A 16,081-nucleotide genomic window follows, 5' to 3' on the forward strand; every position below is an offset into this window, starting at 1 on the left:
CCTGTGCAGTCTTCCCTAGAGACGCGAACTCGGTCAGATGCCCTGGTCACGTCCGGGTGGGACTGAAGTCCCGAACAACTTCAGCAAGGGATGTCGTATCGGCCCGCACCCGTTCGTGGAGATGGTGAAAGAGTTCCTCACACACCTCAAAGGAGATCAGCATCATGCGTACCCTCATCGTCAGCGCGTTCGTGTCCGTCGACGGCGTCATGGAGGCCCCCGGCGGAGAACCCGGATACCGCAACTCCGGCTGGACCTTCAAGGACATCGAGTTCGACCCGGCGGCGTACGAGCTCAAGGGCCGCGAGCAGGAGGAGACCTCGGCCCTGCTGATGGGTCGCACGTCGTACGAGGCATTCGCGCCCGTCTGGCCCACGATGGAGGAGTTCGCGGGCTACAACGCGATGCCTCGCTATGTCGTGTCGACGACCCTCGAGCAGGACGATTCCCGGTGGCCCGCGACGATCCTTCGCTCGGTCGACGACGTGGCCGCGCTCAAGGAGACCGAGGGCGGGCCGATCACAGTCCCGGGCAGTGCCACGCTCGGCAAGAGCCTCGCCGACGCCGGACTGGTCGACCGCTACAACCTGCTGGTCTTCCCGGTGCTCCTCGGCGCCGGCAAGCGGCTGTTCAGTGAGGCAGACAAGGACAAGACCAAGCTGGAGCTCGTCGAGTGCGAGGCGTACTCCAACGGGATCCAGAAGCAGGTCTTCGACGTCGTTCGCTAGCTCTTCCCCGGCGGTGTCATCTCGAGCCGAACGCCAAGCAGCCGGACGGGGCGGGCTCGCTGCTGCGGCTCCAGCCGATCAAGCAGCGAGACCGCGGCGTCGCTCAGCTCCCGGGGATCGTTCGTCGGGGCGGGAAGGGTGCGGCTGCGGGTGACCGTGATGAACGGCGCGAAGCGGATCTTGAGGCCGACTCGCACCGCGGGTCGGCCTTCCGAATCGATGTCTGCGAGCACCCGCACAGTCAGGTCGCGCACCTCCTGGGCGATGGCCTCCCAGTCGTCGAGGTCCTCCTGGAAGGTCGTCTCGCGCCCGTGCGCCCGTGGAACGTACGGCTCCGGGTCGACGGGCCGGGCCGAGGCGCCCGTCGCCAGCCCGCGGTAGTACGGACCCATCGTCGGCCCGAGTGCGTTGACCAGCACCGCAGGATCACTCGCAACGAGCTGCGCGACCGTCTCGATCCCCAAGGCTGCGAGCTTGGCGGCCGTCTTGCTGCCGATGCCCCACAGCGCCGCGGTCGGACGGTCACCCATCACCTCGAGCCAGTTTGCGGCCGTGAGCGTGTATGTCCCGCGCGGCTTGCCAAAGGTCGTGGCGTTCTTGGCGCGCAAGGTGTTGTCGCCGATGCCGACCGAGCAGTGGAGACCGGTCGCTGTGAGGACAGACGTCATGACGAGCGTCGCCATGTCCTCGGGGTCACCGAGCTCGCCATGGCCGGGTCCCGGTCCGACAAACGCCTCGTCCCAACCCAGCACCTGCACCAGAACGGGGACCCCACCCCAGCTCAGCGATCGCAGCGTCGCCATGACGGTCGCCGAAGCCGCTTCGTACGCCGGCGCGTCGACCGGCAGGAACACCGCGTCCGGGCACTTTCGCTTCGCGACCCGCAGCGGCATGCCGGAGCCGACGCCGAACTGGCGCGCCGCGTAGGAGGCGGTCGAGACGACTCCGCGCTCGCTCGGGTCGCCGCGACCGCCGACCACGACGGGCAGGTCCGCGAGCTCGGGACGACGCAGTATCTCCACGGCGGCGATGAACTCGTCCATGTCGACGTGCAGCACCCAGCTCATGTCCTCACCCTGCCGGAACGCGTTGCGGTGGTCGACCCAGGACGCCTGCTCATCGACGCCGGATGAGCTCGGTCAGGACCTCGTTCTCGTCACTGATGATCCCGGTCACGCCGATGCCGAGCAGTCGGTCCAGCGTGGGGAGGTCGTTGACGGGCCAGGTCATGACCACCTCGACGTGACGGTGCAGCTCCGCGACGATCGCCGGATCCAGAAGGGAGCGATGGACCGATACGCCGTGCACGGGACCATGCGCAGCCAGTCTCTGCCGCAGCCGGGCGAGCTCGCCCCGGTTGCGCGCCGAGAGCACCCGGCGTACGTACGGCAGCCGGGACAGAGCGTCGACAGAGCGCCATTGGCGACCACAGGCCAGTACGGCATGGTCGTGGCCGAGCTCATGCAGGAGGCTCGCCACCGCGCGCCCCACCGACGGGCTGCGGCCCTTGAGATCCAGCATGAAGGTGGCTCCGCGCCGGTCGGCAGTCAGCAGCTCGGTGAGCCCGAGCCGCGGTGCCGATGCCGATGCGAGCTCCCACCTGTCCCACAGGAACGGCAGCGGACCAGCCGACTTCAGGTGCCGGACCTCGAGCCGGCCGCGATGTTCGTGCACATCGCACTCGATGACGTCCACGCCGAGCTCGTTGGCGGCGTGGAGTCCGGCCAGGGAGTTGCCGGCTCGATGAGCGATCGCGAGGACCGTCACTCAGTCCCTCCGGGTTGCGACGCCAGGACCTGGATGCGCTGTGATCGGCGTCGGTGACGACGTCGCTCCAGTGCGAGCGCGCCGACGTGGGCGAGGAGTACGAGAACGACGCCGGCGATGACGTCGACCACGTAGTGATTGGCGGTCAGGACCACCGCCACGGCCATCAGGGTCGGCAAGGCGTAACCGACAGCCCGTAGCGCGACGGTCGAGGCGGCCGTCACGACCGAGATGCCGACCAGCAGGTCCCAGCCGGCGTGGAGGCTGGGCATCGCGGCGTACTGGTTGACGAATGCGGGCGGTTGGAGCACGCGGTACGCCCGGGAGTTCTCGCTCACCGTGTCGACCAGGCCGAGGCTCGCCAGTCGGGGCGGCGCCACCGGGTAGGTCGCGTAGACGACCATGCCGATGGCCCCTGACAGCATCATCCCGTCGCGCAGTCGACGGAAGATGTCGGTGTGCCTCCTCAAAAGCCAGATCATCGTGACGATGATGATCGGCCAGTGTCCCCAGATGTAGATCCAGTTGGCGATCGTCACGATCGTGTCGGAGCGGCTCGCAGGCGCTTGGAGGGCTTCTTCGACATCGAGATGGAGGTGCTCCTCGAACGTCGTGATGTCGTGAGCGTGGTCGATGGCATCTTCGGTCGAGCCGACGGTCAAGCCGCGGACTCCGAAGTAGACGCAGACCATCAGCAGCACCAGACCGGCTTGTCCCAGGGCCCAGAGCGTGTCCGCTCGGGGTCCTGCCAGGTCGCGCGGCTTGAGCATCGTGGCGCCGGTCCTCAACAGGGCCGGTCGCTCAGGCGGCGGACAACACGGTCTTCACCTTGTCTCCACCATGCATTCAGTGTCGCAAGGATGCGCCGATCACGTTGGGGATCAGGCGATCCCAACTGAGGTCGCCGGCACGACCGCGCGCCGCGTGGCCCACCGCGTCAGGATCAGGCTGACGCCACCCAACGCCAGCGCGGGAAGCCAGGCCACGACGGCCTTGACCGTCACCGCGGCGACCGCCGCCACCCAGGGGACGCCCAGCGCTGCGAGCGCAACGACGAGTGCCGCGTCCCGCGGGCTGGCACCGTTGGGACCAGGCACGGCGCCGGCGAGCTGGCTGGCGCCGAATGCGCCGAGCAGTGACAAGGGGGACACCTCGTAGCCGGTCGCGGCGACCGAACCCAGCAGGAGGGCCGCGATCGACAGCTGGTAGCCCGCTGACAGGACCAACGCGTGGGCCAACACCCCTGGGCGCGGCATGGGACGCCGCGGCATGAGATCCGGACGCACCCGGCGAAGGACGAGCGCCGCGATGATCGCGAGCAGCGCGACCCCGAAGGCGACCAGCAGCATGCGCATCGGGAGGGCAGCACCGGCGAATCCCACGAACGCGGCGAGTCCGATGGCACCCACCAATCTGTCCAGGCCAACGCTGGTCAGGGCGTCGGAGCCGTGGAGGCCCGCTCGGGTGAGGCGGCGCAGCCGCCACAGGTCCGCACCGACGTGTCCGGGGGTGAACAGTCCGAGCAGCTCCGACTCGGCGTACGCACGGATGTGCCACCAGCGGGCGAGGTTGGACTCGGTGAGCGCGTGCCAGCGAAGGGGGCACAGCACGTACTTGCCGACGATCCACGGAATCAGGCCGAGCAGGACCGGCCACAAGGTCACATGGGGCAGTCGGGGGAGTGTGAAGGCGGGGACGGCGATGGCGACGGCCACACCGAGGGCGATGGCAACACGGGAGTGCAGGATGTCTCTCAGGCGCATGGATCCTTTCCGAACGGACCGGCGCCGATATCACCAAATCCCTCCGCCGACATCATACGGCGCTGCAAAACCAGCGATTTCGACCGTCCAACATGCGGTAACTGGTGCGTCGCCTGCCGGTCCGGGCGCGATGCGGGTAAAGTGGGACGCGTAACAAACCCCGCACCGCTGCTCGTCGAACGAGTACGTCGCTCGACGATCGGTTCCGTGGCACCGGCTCAAGGCCGGATCTCTCCACGAGGCGGGCGTTGCACCACCCCGGTCGCTGCTGTCGATCGGTTGTAGCGAGTTCCGTCGGGGCGGGTCATCGGCCTTGACCCGGCAGGGCTCGTCGGCGTCGTCCGGACTGACACCGGATCCGGCGTTGCAGCACCGCCACGGCCATCGTGCCGGGCTTTCGGAGGAGGAACCTTGGCCAGAAGAGGCCAGCGGCAGTCGGGCACGACCCGCTCTGCACCCCAGCGGCGACCCCGCGGCGGCAATGACGGGATCATGTCGGTGCTCGCCCGCGCCGTCCGCGAGGTCGAGGCCGGCGCCCAGCGTGGCCGGGTCTCGCCGTCGACACGCACCAAGTTCCAGGTCGTCGCACTCCTGGCCCGTGAGGAGCGCACCCGCGCCAAGGGCGACGCCTCGCTGACCGATGCGCAGCGCGCCGAGAAGCTCAAGCGGCTCGACGGCATCGGCACGATCCTCGCCCAGACCGCTGCCCGTGACACGTCGCTCCTCTCGCTGCTTGCCGAGGACGCCGAGGTGTCGGACGCGGCGATCGTGCTCAAGCACGACATGTTGCGGGCCGCCGGGGTCGAGGACACACCCGAGGCTGAGATCGCCACCGAGGACGAGCCGGTCGCGGCGCCGGTCGAGCGCCGGGTCGTGCCGCAGTCGGTCGTCGCCCGCCAGCTCGCCAACCCATTCCTGACCCCCGACTTTCAGGCCGCCCAGTCAGCCAAGCCGCAGACCCAGCGACTCTCGACCTGGGAGCTCCTCGGACCCCTGTTCTCTGCGTTCGAGCGGGCTGCCGGCGGTTCCAAGGCGTGCATGGACCTTCCCGAGCCGTCAGACACCAAGGTCCCGGTCGGCCTCGAGCTGATGCGCCACCAGGCGCAGGTCATCGCGGCAGCTGAGGACGGCCACCGTACGTTCCTGCTGGCCGACGAGCCCGGACTGGGCAAGACGGCGCAGGCACTGCTGGCCGCGCAGGCCGCCAACGCCTACCCGTTGCTCGTCGTCGTGCCTAACGTCGTCAAGACCAACTGGGCCCGCGAGGCCGACCTCTGGACGCCCAACCGTCCGTCGACCGTCATCCACGGCGACGGCCACACGATCGATGGCTTCGCCGACATCGTGATCGTCAACTACGAGGTGCTCGACCGTCACGTCGGCTGGCTGGGTGACCTGGGCTTCCGTGGCATGGTCCTCGACGAGGCCCACTTCATCAAGAACAAGGCCTCTCAGCGATCGCAGCACGTCCTGCAGCTGTCCGAGCGCATCCGGTCACGCACCGTCCGCCCCTTGATGATGGCGCTGACCGGCACGCCCCTGATCAACGACATCGACGACTTCCGGGCGATCTGGCAGTTCCTCGGCTGGATCGACGACAAGAAGCCGCGCACGGAGCTCATGGGAGCGCTCGAGGAGACCGGCTTGACGCCGATCGATCCAGGCTTCTACGCCGCGGCGCGATCACGGGTCATCGACATGGGCATCGTGCGTCGCCGCAAGGTCGACGTCGCCGCCGACATCCCGGCTCGCCGCATTGCGGATCTCCCGGTCGAGCTGGACGACGAGGCCGGCCGGTCGATCCGGGAGGCCGAACGCGTGCTCGCTCAGCGGCTCCTCGCGCGCTACGAGAGCGCGCTCGCGAACCGTACTTCCGGCATCACGGTGGAGGGCATCGACCACGAGCTCGTACGCCGGGTGGCCGGCTGGGAGCGTGACGAGAGCTCGTCCAAGACCGACGAGAACGTCTTCACGATGATGCGCCGCATCGGCCAGGCGAAGGCGGGACTGGCCGCCGACTACACCGCGCAGCTCGCGCGCAACGTCGGCAAGGTCGTCTTCTTCGCCAAGCACGTCGACGTGATGGACCTGGCTGAAGAGACCTTCGAGCGCCGGGGCATCCGCTACTCGTCGATCCGCGGCAACCAGACGCCCAAGGTGCGCCAGCGCAACATCGACGCATTCGTCGACGACCCGGACGTCGCTGTCGTCGTCTGCTCGCTGTCGGCCGCCGGTGTCGGCATCAACCTCCAGGTCGCCTCCAACATGGTGCTGGCCGAGCTGTCGTGGACGGATGCCGAGCAGACCCAGGCGATCGACCGCGTTCACCGGATCGGCCAGGACGAGCCCGTGACGGCGTGGCGCATCATCGCGTCTCAGACGATCGACACCCGGATCGTCGAGCTCCTCGACAGCAAGGCCGGACTCGCCGCCAGGGCGCTCGACGGCTCGGACGAAGAGGTCTCTGCCTCGGCGGACATGCAGCTCGAAGCCCTCGTCGGCCTGCTCACCGATGCTCTGGAGCAGCAGCAGACCTCGTGACGCTTGTCACCCGGAGTCGTTGAACCTCCTGCAATCCCGCCTGCCTGCGGGGCCCCTGTGCAAGGAGCATCCATGAAGCGAGTCCTGTCGACCGGCATCGGTGTCCTGGTGGCCGCCGCAACGCTGTTGGCTGTCCCGTCTGCGACAGCCGCCACTCCGCAAGCCGGCGCGGCGCCCCGCCTGCGTGACGTGATGTTCGTCGGCAACAACTGGCAGGGCACCGCCTCGATCATCGATGCCGACACGCACCAGATGCTCAAGTCGGGCATCAACCTGATCCCCGACAAGGCGCAGGAGCTCCAGGACATCCAGCTGAACCCGGTCAGGCTCGCGTTCTACCTGGTCGTGCAGGTCGGCCCGGGCGAAGGGCACGACCAGTACGTCGATGACATGTTCACGACGAACGACGGCAAGTACCTCGCAGTGTCCAGGCCCAGCTTCGCCGACGTCGTGTGGATCGACATCGCCAAGGCAGTGGCCGACGATCCGAACAGCATCGTCCACGAGGAGCAGATGGACGGCTACCGCACGGACCACATGGGACTGTCCCCGGACGGCCGACGCCTGGTCGTGTCCGACTCGACCAACCGTCAGGTCATCGAGTACTCGATGGTCGACGAGGTCGTCGGCGGCAAGACCGTGACGATCGGCCAGCGGATGCGGACGTTCGTGTCGGGGGAGACGCCGCACGAGAACACGTACAGCAAGGACGGCTCGAAGATCTTCCACGCGTCGATCGGCCGGGTCTACCTCCCGGTCGACTATCCGACCCTCGGGCCGCTTGACCTCAGCGCGGTGCACGACGCCGTCAAGAGCGATCGCTGGTTCCAGATCGTCGACAACGCCAGCTTCGCCGTGACCCAGCGCTGGGACATCGGCAAGGAGCTCGCCGAGGCGGGACATCCCGGTATGAGCTCGGCGGTCAGGCCGATGGCGGTCGCGCCCGGTGAGCGGTTCATCTACTTCCAGGTCTCGTACTTCCACGGCCTCGTCGAGTTCGACACGCAGGCACCCGACATCGACGGCAAGGTCGGCTACACCGCCGGCGGCATCGCCGAGCCGCGCGTCGGCGCGATCAAGCGGGTCATCCCGCTTCCCAACCGCGTCCCGGACATGCCCAGGGAGCAGTACGTCAACGACTCGGCGCACCACGGCCTGTCGATCAACGCCGCTGGCACGACCCTGTGTGCCGCCGGGACGATGGACGACTACGCCGCCCTCGTCGACAGGGCGACCGGCAACCACGTCATCTTCGACACCGCGACGACGGGCCACTCGTACGCCAAGCCCTACTGGACGACGGAGGGCCGGGGCGACACGTGCTGGATCTCCTTGAGCGAGGCGGACTCGGTGGCAGTGCTCGACACCACCACCAAGCAGGAGATCGCCTACCTCCCGGTCGGTGACCACCCGCAGCGCATACGCCACGGGTACGTCCCGGAGGCGCTTGCCGCCGGTCTAGGCTCCTGAGGTCAGGCCAGAGGACCCGACTCGTCGCGGAGCCGGGGCTCGGTCGCGTTCTTGGGCTTGATGCCGTGCTTGTCGGCGAAGAATGCGCGGACCAGGTCCATGTCGGCCTTGACGTCGTCCGACGGGTGGAAGGTCGGCCCGAACCCCATCGTCTTGGTCGGCGGGTCGAAGAACGCCAGCGTGATGGGCAAGCCCGTGTCGCGGGCGATCCGTAGGAACCCCGACTTCCAGTAGTCACCCTTCGTACGTGTGCCCTCCGCCGCGAGGATCAGGCGGAACGGCTCACCGTTGCGCGCTTCCTCCACGAGCTCGTTGACGACACCCGCCGCGTTGTCCCGGTCGAGGGGGACACCGCCGAAGCGGCGCAACAGCCACCCGAGCGGACCGCGGAACAACTGCTTCTTGACCAGGACCCGCGGATGCGCGCCGTCGTGCCACATCACGAGCAACATCGTCACGAAGTCCCAGTTGGACGTGTGCGGGGCTCCGACGAGGATCCCGGTGTCCGGCACCTCGCCGACCATCCGGTAGCCGGCACGGCGAACGATGAATCGGGCGAGTCGCTGGCGGATCATCACGCGATCGATCCTAGGTGGCCGACCCGAGGCTCAGCCGCGAGGGCGGAGGGTGCCCTCCTCGACAGGGTGTGCCAGCCCCGGGGCACGGCCGCATCAGCTGCGCGGCCAACGCCTCCCAGGTCTGCGCCCAGCCCGATGGGCGCGAGACGGCGAATCGAGTGTGCTGGAGGTACGCCGGTCGACCGACCGGGAACCAACACCAGGAGAACCCGATGTCGACCACCACCGACACCCCCACCAACCCCCAACCAGGCCCACCCCATGCCAGGTCTGCAGGGCGCATCGCCCTGCTCGTCGTGGCCATCGCTTCGCTGCTGGGCGGCGCCACCGCGCTCGCCGGCGGCGGAGCGCTGGTCGCCGCGGACAACTCATGGCGTGACGACGGCTACCTGACCAGTGACACGGCGCCCCTCAAGGCAGACGGCTATGCCGTTGCGAGCGAGAGCCTCGAGCTCGGCGGGGTCGACGAGGACTGGGTCCTCGGCCGGGCGCGCATTCGCGTCACCAGCGACGGCTCCAACCCCGTCTTCGTCGGCGTGGCCCGTGCGGCCGACGCCGAGGCGTACCTCGCGGACGTTCAGCACTCCACGGTCACCGACATCGACGATCCCGAGACGACGTACGAGCACCACGCCGGCGGGGCCCCCGCCGCCAACCCTGCCGACAGCGACATCTGGGTCGAGCAGGCCACCGGCACCGGGACCCAGAGCATTGACTGGTCGCTCGACGACCGGCCGGGCCGCTGGACCGTCGTCGTCATGAACGCCGACGGCACCGCAGGTGTCGACGTCGACGCCGATGTGGGCGCCACCGTGCCCGTCCTCGGCGAGGTCACCGCCGGCCTCATCGTCGTCGGCGCGCTCTTCGTCCTCGTGGGTGCAGGAGTGCTCGTCGGACTCCGCGTCACCGGCCGCCGCGCCACCGAAGGAAGCGCCCGATGAACACCGTCATCGAGGTCACTGACTTCAGCAAGGACTATGCGGACGTACGCGCGGTGGACCACCTGAGCTTCACGGTCGCCACCGGCACGATCACGGGCTTCCTGGGCCCCAACGGGTCCGGCAAGACCACGACCCTGCGGGCGTTGCTCGGGCTCGTCGAACCCACCTCGGGCACCGTACGGATCGCCGGGAGCCGCTACCGCGACCTGGAGAATCCGTTGCGACACGTAGGAGCCATGTTGGAGTCGTCGGCACATCCCTCGAGGACCGCGCGGAACCATCTGCGCGTCGTCGCGGCCGAGGCGCGTATGCCTCGGAGCCGGGTCGACGAGGTCCTCGAGCTGGTCGAGCTGACCAGCGCCGCCAATCGGCGTGTGGGCACGTTCTCGCTGGGCATGCACCAGCGGCTCGGGCTCGCCACCGCGCTGATCAGCGAGCCGGAGATCCTCGTGCTCGACGAACCGGCGAACGGCCTGGATCCCCAGGGCATCCGTTGGCTGCGTGACTTCCTGCGTGGTCTCGCCGCCGAGGGCCGCACGATCCTGCTGTCCAGCCACGTGCTGGCGGAGGTCGCGCAGACCGTCGACCACGTCGTCGTCATCGACCACGGACGGATCGTCGCCGACGAACCGCTCGACGTCCTGATGGAACGCACGGCAGGGGAGCGGGTCCACGTCAGGTCCTCTGACCAAGCGGCCATGAAGTCGTACCTGCTCGCCGAAGGCGCTCACGTGACGGAGGAGGCCGGTGCCCTCGCGGTGACCGGTGTCCGCGCCGATGCCATCGGCCGGCTCGCGTTCGACCGCAACATCGTCATCTACGAGATCGGCGCCGTGCGCGCCAGCCTCGAGGACACGTTCCTCGACCTGACCGCCGACGCCGCCAGCCACGCCGACAACAGAGAGACACGCTCATGATCACCCTGCTCCGGGCGGAGCTCATCCGCCTTCGTACGCTCCGGTCGCACCACATCGTGGTCGCCGTGCTGCTGAGCCTCGTCGGGCTCATCACGTACGGCTCGATGGCAGATGCCGGCACCGGCGGGTTCGACTCTCCCGCCGAGCTCCGTGAGCCGGTCACGGCCTCGGTCGGCATCCTGGTCGCCGTCGTGCTGGCGCTGTTCGCCGCCACGCGGGTCGCAGGGGAGTACCGCTACGGCACGCTGAGCCAGCGGCTCCTTGCCGCACCACGTCGCGGCCGGCTCCTGCTCGTCACGATGACGACGCACGGCGTGCTGGGGCTCGTCCTCGGCGCCGTGTCGCTCGGCCTTGCCGCGGGAATCGCCGCGCCGATGCTGGCCGACAAGGACCTCAGCATGGGCTTGTCGGCGTCCATCACGGCGTCGGTGCTCCTGGCCACCGTGGCATTCAGCCTCATCGGGGTGAGCTGCGGGGTCATCTTCCGGAGCCAGCCTGCGGCCGTCATGGTCATCGTCGGCATGTTCGTCGCCGAGAAGCTCATCGGCATGTTCATCGGTGGCGCGGCCGCCTACCTGCCGTACGGGCTGCTGACACCGCTCCTGCGGCTGGAAGGCGCCACGATCGGCGCCGGTCCCGCGGCGATCTCGCTGGTGACGATCACGGCAGCCCTGACGGGCTTCGCGTTCGTCCTGTTCAACCGCCGCGACGTCACCCCATAGCGGCGCATGAGCACCAAGGACCTCCGCGGTCGAACGCAAACAGCGCTCGACCGCGGAGTCCGTGTGAGGGTCCGCAGGGTGGGTACGAGCGGGAGGAATCTCTCAACGACCGAACGGAGCACCACCCGTGATCACCAAGATCCTGCTCAAGCCCGTGTCCATCGCGCAGCACGTCGTCGGCGGCGTCGCACGCGGAGGCCTGCACGGTGCCGTCGCCGTGGCACGAAGGATCTTGCCGGGCGACCAGGACGCCCACCCGGTGGACGAGTCACCCAAGGTCAGCACTGAGCCGGTCCATCAGCCACCCTCGCCGACCACGACGACCAAGCGAGCCACGACCAACACGATGCCGGCCAAGAAGGCGGCAGCCAAACGGGCCGCGGCCAAGAAGAGCACGACGCCGAAGTCCGCCACTCCGAAGAAGCCGGCTGCGACGCTGGACGAGGGCGCGGCACCGGTCGACGAGGACCCGGTTGTCTACAGCACCGGCCCTGACGTGACGACGCACGTGACGAAGGACGACCTGCGTCCATGACTCCTCCGATTGCCCGCCGAGGCAACGGGTAGAGCCAGTCCATGCACCAGCTGGAATGGATCGGCATCATCAGGCACGGCGAGAGCGTCGGCAACGTTGCTGCGTCGACGGCGGAGGAGAAGGGCTCGGACCTGATCGACATCGCCGAGCGTGACGCCGACGTACCCCTCTCCGACACCGGGCAGAAGCAGGCCGAGGCTGTGGCCGGCTGGCTCGACGACCTGCCCGACGAGCAACGGCCGGACGTCGTGATCGTCTCGCCGTACGTACGCGCGCGGCAGACGGCGGAGATCGCCCTCAAGGGGTTCGACATCCCGACGGTGCGCGACGAGCGGCTGCGTGACCGTGAGCTCGGCATCCTGGACCTGCACACGGTCCACGGCATCCGGTCGAAGTTCCCCGAGGAGTCCGAACGCCGTCAGCGGCTCGGCAAGTTCTACTACCGCCCGCCTGGCGGTGAGTCGTGGGCGGACGTGCTGCTGCGCATACGAAGCCTGCTGCGGGACGTCGCTCAGGACCATCCTGAGCAACGCGTGCTGTTCTTCGCCCACGACGCCGTCGTCTCGCTGTTCCGGTACGTCCTGGAGGGGCTCGACGAGGAGGAGCTCATGACGAGCGCCAAGGAGTCGCCGATCGCGAACTGCTCGATCAGCAGCTGGCGGTGGAGCGACGAGGGATGGGCACCGGAGCTGTTCAACGACGTCGAGCACCTCCGCCAGGACGACCAAGCGCATCCGACGGCCGAGGAGGGCGTCGATGCCCCGGCCATCTGACCCACACGTCATCACCCCGCAGCTGCTGCGCGACTGGCCCCTGCCGCAGCCAGAAGGTGACAAGGACGATCGGGGGACCGTGCTGGTCGTCGGCGGCTCCCGCTTCACCCCGGGTGCGGTCCTGCTGGCCGGCACGGCTGCACTGCGCGCTGGTGCCGGACGGCTGCAGCTTGCCACGACGGACGACAATGCCCAGGCCCTCAGCATCGCCGTTCCCGAGGCCAAGGTCGTGGGTCTGCCGTCGACCGAGAGCGGATCGGTCGACGCCGACGAGCCTGAGCACGTCCTCGAGCTCGCCAGTCACGCTGACGTGGTCGCGATCGGCCCGGGTCTCGACGACGCGGAGCAGACCGCGACACTGCTCCGTCACGTCGTTGACGCCATGGCTGGCGACGCCCGACTCGTCGTCGACGCGTACGCACTGGGCGCCCTCGGCGCGAATCCTGACCTCCTCGGAGACCACGCCAGCCGTACCGTGCTGACTCCCAACATCGGCGAGGCCGGCCGGTTGCTCGGACGGGAGCCCGGAGATGACCTCGACGCTGAGGCGGCAGCCGTGGCCGAGCGATTCGGCGCCGTGGTGTCCCTCTACGGCCACGTCGGAGAGCCCGGCGGGGGAGCGTGGCGCGACGAGAACGCAGATGTCGGGCTCGGTACGTCCGGCAGTGGCGATGTGCTCGCGGGCATCATGGCCGGCCTGCTGGCGCGCGGAGCCTCGCCGGCGCAGGCCGCGTGCTGGGGGACGTACGTCCACGCGATGGCCGGTCAGCGCCTCGTCACCCGGATGGGTCGCACGGGCTACCTCGCACGGGAGCTCGTCGACGAGATCGCCGCGACGATCGCGATGGTGTGAGTCAGGTCAGGTGGTCGAAGTCGCCGTTGACCCAGGCGGCATGCCGCTCAGCCGAGCGGTGCACGATCGCCTTGGCGTCCGAGTCGATGGCGTTGTCGAAGTTGCCGTAGAGCCGGTCGTAGTCGAACCGGTCGACGTGGGCGGCCACGCGCTGCACGACGGCACCGGAGAGCGGGAGCCGGTTGGGATAGCTGCGCATGAAGCTCACGGACGTACGATCCGGGTTCGCGAAGATCGTGTCGCCGGTGAGCAGGACTCCACGGCCGTCGGCGCCGGCCTGCCAGTGCGCGACGGCGCTGCCCGGGAAGTGGCCGCCGGGCTGGCTGAGTGTCACTCCCGGTAGGACCTCGAGGTCGTCGGACCACGTCTCGATCACCGGATCCGGGCGCGCGACCCACTCGCGGTCGGCCTCAGCGACCAGGACCGGCGGCCCACCGAGCAGGCGGCTCCACTCGACCTGGACGCCGTACATGTGCGGGTGGCTCGCGACGATCGCGCGGACGTCTCCGAGCTCCAGGACGCGTGCCGCGACCTCGGCGTCGACGAAGCCGACGGGGTCCCACAGCAGGTTGCCCGCGGGCGTGCAGAGCAGCTTCGACTGCTGACCGATGCCCACGGGAGGCGTCGCCGTGATCGCGTAGAGATCGGGCTCGAGGTCAGCGATCTGGGCGTGGTGTCCGTCCGCGACAAGCTCGTCGAGCGTGGTCCACAGCTGACCCTCGGCCGGCACCCACTGGCGCTCATCGGCGCAGATGGCGCACACCTCGATCCTGTCGGTGTGCTCCACGGCGCAGGTCTGACAGATCACGAAGTCACTCATGGGCCCACGGTAAGACAGCACGGCCGATGCGGCGCGATGGCCTGTCCGAATTGGTCCGGTCGAACCATCGAAATCTGTCGGCGGGCGGGCATAGGCTCGTTCGTGTTCCGCCATATGACCGACAATTCACCGTTCGTCTGCAGGAGGACCCATGACCGACAGCAACCCCATGACTGGCTCCGGTTCACCGTCCGAGGCACCCGATCCGCGACGGTGGCTCGCGCTCGGCGTGATCGCCGTGGCTCAGCTGATGATCATCCTGGATGCCTCGATCGTCAACATCGCCCTGCCGTCTGCCCAGAAGGACCTCAACATCAGTGACGCCGACCGGCAGTGGGTCGTCACGGCCTACACGCTGGCGTTCGGTGGTCTGCTGCTGCTCGGTGGCCGCATCGCGGACTACACCGGGCGCAAGCGGACGTTCATCATCGGCCTGATCGGGTTCGCAGGTGCCTCGGCACTGGGTGGCCTCGCCTCGACCGCCGGGCTGCTCTATGCGGCCAGGGGTCTGCAGGGCGCCTTCGCGGCACTGCTGGCGCCGGCTGCTCTCTCGCTGATCTCGGTGACGTTCACGCTGCCCAAGGAGCGCGCGACCGCGTTCGGGGTCTTCGGCGCGATCTCCGGTGGCGGTGCGGCGATCGGCCTGATCCTCGGCGGCGTGCTGACCGAGTACGCCTCGTGGCGCTGGTGCCTCGGTGTCAACGTCCCGATCGCCCTGGCAGCCGCACTCGGCGCGGCTCGCGTGGTCCACGAGAGCAAGGCGAAGGGCAACACCAAGTACGACATCCCCGGCGCCGTGCTCGTCACCGTCGGACTCGTGTCCCTCGTCTATGGGTTCACGGAGGCCGCCAAGCTCAAGGACCCGGGCAAGAGCACCGAGGTGCAGGGCTGGACCGATCCGTCGACCCTCACGTTCCTGTCGATCGCGGTGGTGCTCCTGGTGGCGTTCGTCGTGTGGGAGAAACGGACCAGCACGCCGTTGCTTCCGTTGTGGGTCGTACTCGACCGCAATCGTGGCGGCTCCTACCTCGTGTTCCTGTTCGTGGGATCCGGCCTGTTCGCCATGTTCTTGTTCATGACGTTCTACTTCCAGATCACGATGGGCTACACGCCACTCGAGTCCGGGTTCGCCTTCCTGCCGTTCAGCCTGGGCGTCATCGGCGCGGCCGGCTTCGTGTCAAACCTGCTGCCACGAATCGGTCCGATGCCGATCATGGTTCCGGGTCTCGCGCTGACGATCGTCGGCATGCTGATGTTGACCCAGCTCACCGAGGACACGTCCTACTGGGGCTACGTCCTGCCTTCCCTCCTGCTGATGAGCATCGGCATGGCGGGCGTCTTCATCACTGCTTCCAGCACCGCGCTGGTCGGGGTGGGCACGCACGACGCCGGCGTCGCCAGCGCCCTGCTCAACACGTCTCAGCAGGTCGGCGGTTCACTCGGCACCGCCCTGCTCAACACGCTGTATGCCGGAGCGGTCACGGCCTACCTCGGGGACCACGTCGGCGAGTCGCCGCAGACCGCGACGGGCCACGCGTTCGTCCACGGCTACCACGTCGCGTTCTTCTGGGGCGCGATGATGCTGGTCGTGTCCTTGGCAGTGGCGGCATTCCTCATGAACGCCAAGAAGGAGGATGTGCCGGCCGAAGCCGGCATGCCCACCTGAACGCGCC

The 16,081-nt window shown here is 68.5% G+C and carries 16 protein-coding genes; 10 read left to right on the plus strand and 6 right to left on the minus strand.

Going from position 1 to position 16,081, the window contains the following annotated elements:
* Positions 1–164 precede the first annotated feature (164 nt).
* Positions 165–728: a dihydrofolate reductase family protein gene (locus tag AC1DVU_RS20435; protein WP_476924288.1), complete on the plus strand. Its 564-nt coding sequence runs from the start codon at positions 165–167 to the stop codon at positions 726–728.
* Here AC1DVU_RS20435 and AC1DVU_RS20440 read toward each other — a convergent pair.
* From AC1DVU_RS20440 to AC1DVU_RS20455, 4 genes are all read right to left on the minus strand, one after another.
* Positions 725–1,795, minus strand: coding sequence for a DNA polymerase IV (locus AC1DVU_RS20440; RefSeq protein WP_476924289.1), 1,071 nt, complete (start codon positions 1,793–1,795; stop codon positions 725–727). The genes AC1DVU_RS20435 and AC1DVU_RS20440 overlap by 4 nt on opposite strands.
* A 49-nt stretch (positions 1,796–1,844) precedes the next feature.
* Positions 1,845–2,495, minus strand: a complete 651-nt coding sequence (locus AC1DVU_RS20445) for a glycerophosphodiester phosphodiesterase (RefSeq protein WP_476924290.1) — start codon at positions 2,493–2,495, stop codon at positions 1,845–1,847.
* Positions 2,492–3,265, minus strand: coding sequence for a phosphatase PAP2 family protein (locus AC1DVU_RS20450; RefSeq protein WP_476924291.1), 774 nt, complete (start codon positions 3,263–3,265; stop codon positions 2,492–2,494). Before AC1DVU_RS20450 ends, AC1DVU_RS20445 begins: the two co-directional genes overlap by 4 nt.
* Positions 3,266–3,376: 111 nt before the next feature.
* Positions 3,377–4,258, minus strand: a complete 882-nt coding sequence (locus AC1DVU_RS20455) for a lysylphosphatidylglycerol synthase domain-containing protein (RefSeq protein WP_476924292.1) — start codon at positions 4,256–4,258, stop codon at positions 3,377–3,379.
* 411 nt (positions 4,259–4,669) lie between these two features.
* On the opposite strand from AC1DVU_RS20455, the gene AC1DVU_RS20460 reads away from it, so the two are divergent.
* Positions 4,670–6,799 (plus strand): DEAD/DEAH box helicase, encoded by a 2,130-nt coding sequence (locus AC1DVU_RS20460; protein ID WP_476924293.1) that lies wholly within the window; start codon positions 4,670–4,672, stop codon positions 6,797–6,799.
* A 72-nt stretch (positions 6,800–6,871) separates the two neighbouring features.
* Positions 6,872–8,269, plus strand: a complete 1,398-nt coding sequence (locus tag AC1DVU_RS20465) for a YncE family protein (protein ID WP_476924294.1) — start codon at positions 6,872–6,874, stop codon at positions 8,267–8,269.
* A 2-nt stretch (positions 8,270–8,271) separates the two neighbouring features.
* Here the strand turns inward: AC1DVU_RS20465 and AC1DVU_RS20470 are convergent, their stop codons facing one another.
* The gene (locus AC1DVU_RS20470; protein ID WP_476924322.1) at positions 8,272–8,844 is read right to left on the minus strand and encodes a 1-acyl-sn-glycerol-3-phosphate acyltransferase; all 573 of its coding nucleotides are present in this window, start codon (positions 8,842–8,844) and stop codon (positions 8,272–8,274) included.
* Positions 8,845–9,059: 215 nt separating this feature from the next.
* Here AC1DVU_RS20470 and AC1DVU_RS20475 point away from each other — a divergent pair, with 215 nt between their 5' ends.
* The 6 genes from AC1DVU_RS20475 (at position 9,060) to AC1DVU_RS20500 (ending at position 13,588) form a co-directional block, all read left to right on the plus strand.
* Positions 9,060–9,788: a hypothetical protein gene (locus tag AC1DVU_RS20475; protein WP_476924295.1), complete on the plus strand. Its 729-nt coding sequence runs from the start codon at positions 9,060–9,062 to the stop codon at positions 9,786–9,788.
* Entirely contained in the window at positions 9,785–10,705 is a 921-nt protein-coding gene (locus AC1DVU_RS20480) for an ABC transporter ATP-binding protein (protein ID WP_476924296.1), read from the plus strand. Before AC1DVU_RS20475 ends, AC1DVU_RS20480 begins: the two co-directional genes overlap by 4 nt.
* Positions 10,702–11,427 carry a hypothetical protein gene (locus tag AC1DVU_RS20485; RefSeq protein ID WP_476924297.1) on the plus strand — a complete coding sequence of 242 codons (726 nt, stop codon included), beginning with the start codon at positions 10,702–10,704 and terminating at the stop codon, positions 11,425–11,427. Before AC1DVU_RS20480 ends, AC1DVU_RS20485 begins: the two co-directional genes overlap by 4 nt.
* Positions 11,428–11,554: 127 nt before the next feature.
* A complete protein-coding gene (locus tag AC1DVU_RS20490; RefSeq protein ID WP_476924298.1) occupies positions 11,555–11,962 on the plus strand; it encodes a hypothetical protein in 408 nt (135 codons plus the stop codon).
* A gap of 41 nt (positions 11,963–12,003) precedes the next feature.
* Positions 12,004–12,735, plus strand: a complete 732-nt coding sequence (locus AC1DVU_RS20495) for a histidine phosphatase family protein (protein WP_476924299.1) — start codon at positions 12,004–12,006, stop codon at positions 12,733–12,735.
* Positions 12,719–13,588: an NAD(P)H-hydrate dehydratase gene (locus AC1DVU_RS20500; protein ID WP_476924300.1), complete on the plus strand. Its 870-nt coding sequence runs from the start codon at positions 12,719–12,721 to the stop codon at positions 13,586–13,588. Before AC1DVU_RS20495 ends, AC1DVU_RS20500 begins: the two co-directional genes overlap by 17 nt.
* Position 13,589: 1 nt before the next feature.
* Here the strand turns inward: AC1DVU_RS20500 and AC1DVU_RS20505 are convergent, their stop codons facing one another.
* Positions 13,590–14,408: an MBL fold metallo-hydrolase gene (locus AC1DVU_RS20505; RefSeq protein ID WP_476924301.1), complete on the minus strand. Its 819-nt coding sequence runs from the start codon at positions 14,406–14,408 to the stop codon at positions 13,590–13,592.
* A gap of 151 nt (positions 14,409–14,559) precedes the next feature.
* Here AC1DVU_RS20505 and AC1DVU_RS20510 point away from each other — a divergent pair, with 151 nt between their 5' ends.
* A complete protein-coding gene (locus AC1DVU_RS20510; RefSeq protein WP_476924302.1) occupies positions 14,560–16,074 on the plus strand; it encodes an MFS transporter in 1,515 nt (504 codons plus the stop codon).
* The last annotated feature ends 7 nt before the right edge of the window (positions 16,075–16,081 follow it).

Source organism: Aeromicrobium sp. P2_G6, assembly GCF_056403535.1.

Excerpts from the sequence above, each read along its gene's own strand:
- AC1DVU_RS20450 (WP_476924291.1), bottom strand. The coding sequence starts at position 3,265 with ATGCTCAAGCCGCGCGACCTGGCAGGACCCCGAGCGGACACGCTCTGG.
- AC1DVU_RS20510 (WP_476924302.1), top strand. The coding sequence starts at position 14,560 with ATGACCGACAGCAACCCCATGACTGGCTCCGGTTCACCGTCCGAGGCA.
- AC1DVU_RS20480 (WP_476924296.1), top strand. The coding sequence starts at position 9,785 with ATGAACACCGTCATCGAGGTCACTGACTTCAGCAAGGACTATGCGGAC.
- AC1DVU_RS20435 (WP_476924288.1), top strand. The coding sequence starts at position 165 with ATGCGTACCCTCATCGTCAGCGCGTTCGTGTCCGTCGACGGCGTCATG.
- AC1DVU_RS20500 (WP_476924300.1), top strand. The coding sequence starts at position 12,719 with ATGCCCCGGCCATCTGACCCACACGTCATCACCCCGCAGCTGCTGCGC.
- AC1DVU_RS20455 (WP_476924292.1), bottom strand. The coding sequence starts at position 4,258 with ATGCGCCTGAGAGACATCCTGCACTCCCGTGTTGCCATCGCCCTCGGT.
- AC1DVU_RS20465 (WP_476924294.1), top strand. The coding sequence starts at position 6,872 with ATGAAGCGAGTCCTGTCGACCGGCATCGGTGTCCTGGTGGCCGCCGCA.
- AC1DVU_RS20495 (WP_476924299.1), top strand. The coding sequence starts at position 12,004 with ATGCACCAGCTGGAATGGATCGGCATCATCAGGCACGGCGAGAGCGTC.
- AC1DVU_RS20475 (WP_476924295.1), top strand. The coding sequence starts at position 9,060 with ATGTCGACCACCACCGACACCCCCACCAACCCCCAACCAGGCCCACCC.
- AC1DVU_RS20505 (WP_476924301.1), bottom strand. The coding sequence starts at position 14,408 with ATGAGTGACTTCGTGATCTGTCAGACCTGCGCCGTGGAGCACACCGAC.
- AC1DVU_RS20470 (WP_476924322.1), bottom strand. The coding sequence starts at position 8,844 with ATGATCCGCCAGCGACTCGCCCGATTCATCGTTCGCCGTGCCGGCTAC.
- AC1DVU_RS20485 (WP_476924297.1), top strand. The coding sequence starts at position 10,702 with ATGATCACCCTGCTCCGGGCGGAGCTCATCCGCCTTCGTACGCTCCGG.
- AC1DVU_RS20440 (WP_476924289.1), bottom strand. The coding sequence starts at position 1,795 with ATGAGCTGGGTGCTGCACGTCGACATGGACGAGTTCATCGCCGCCGTG.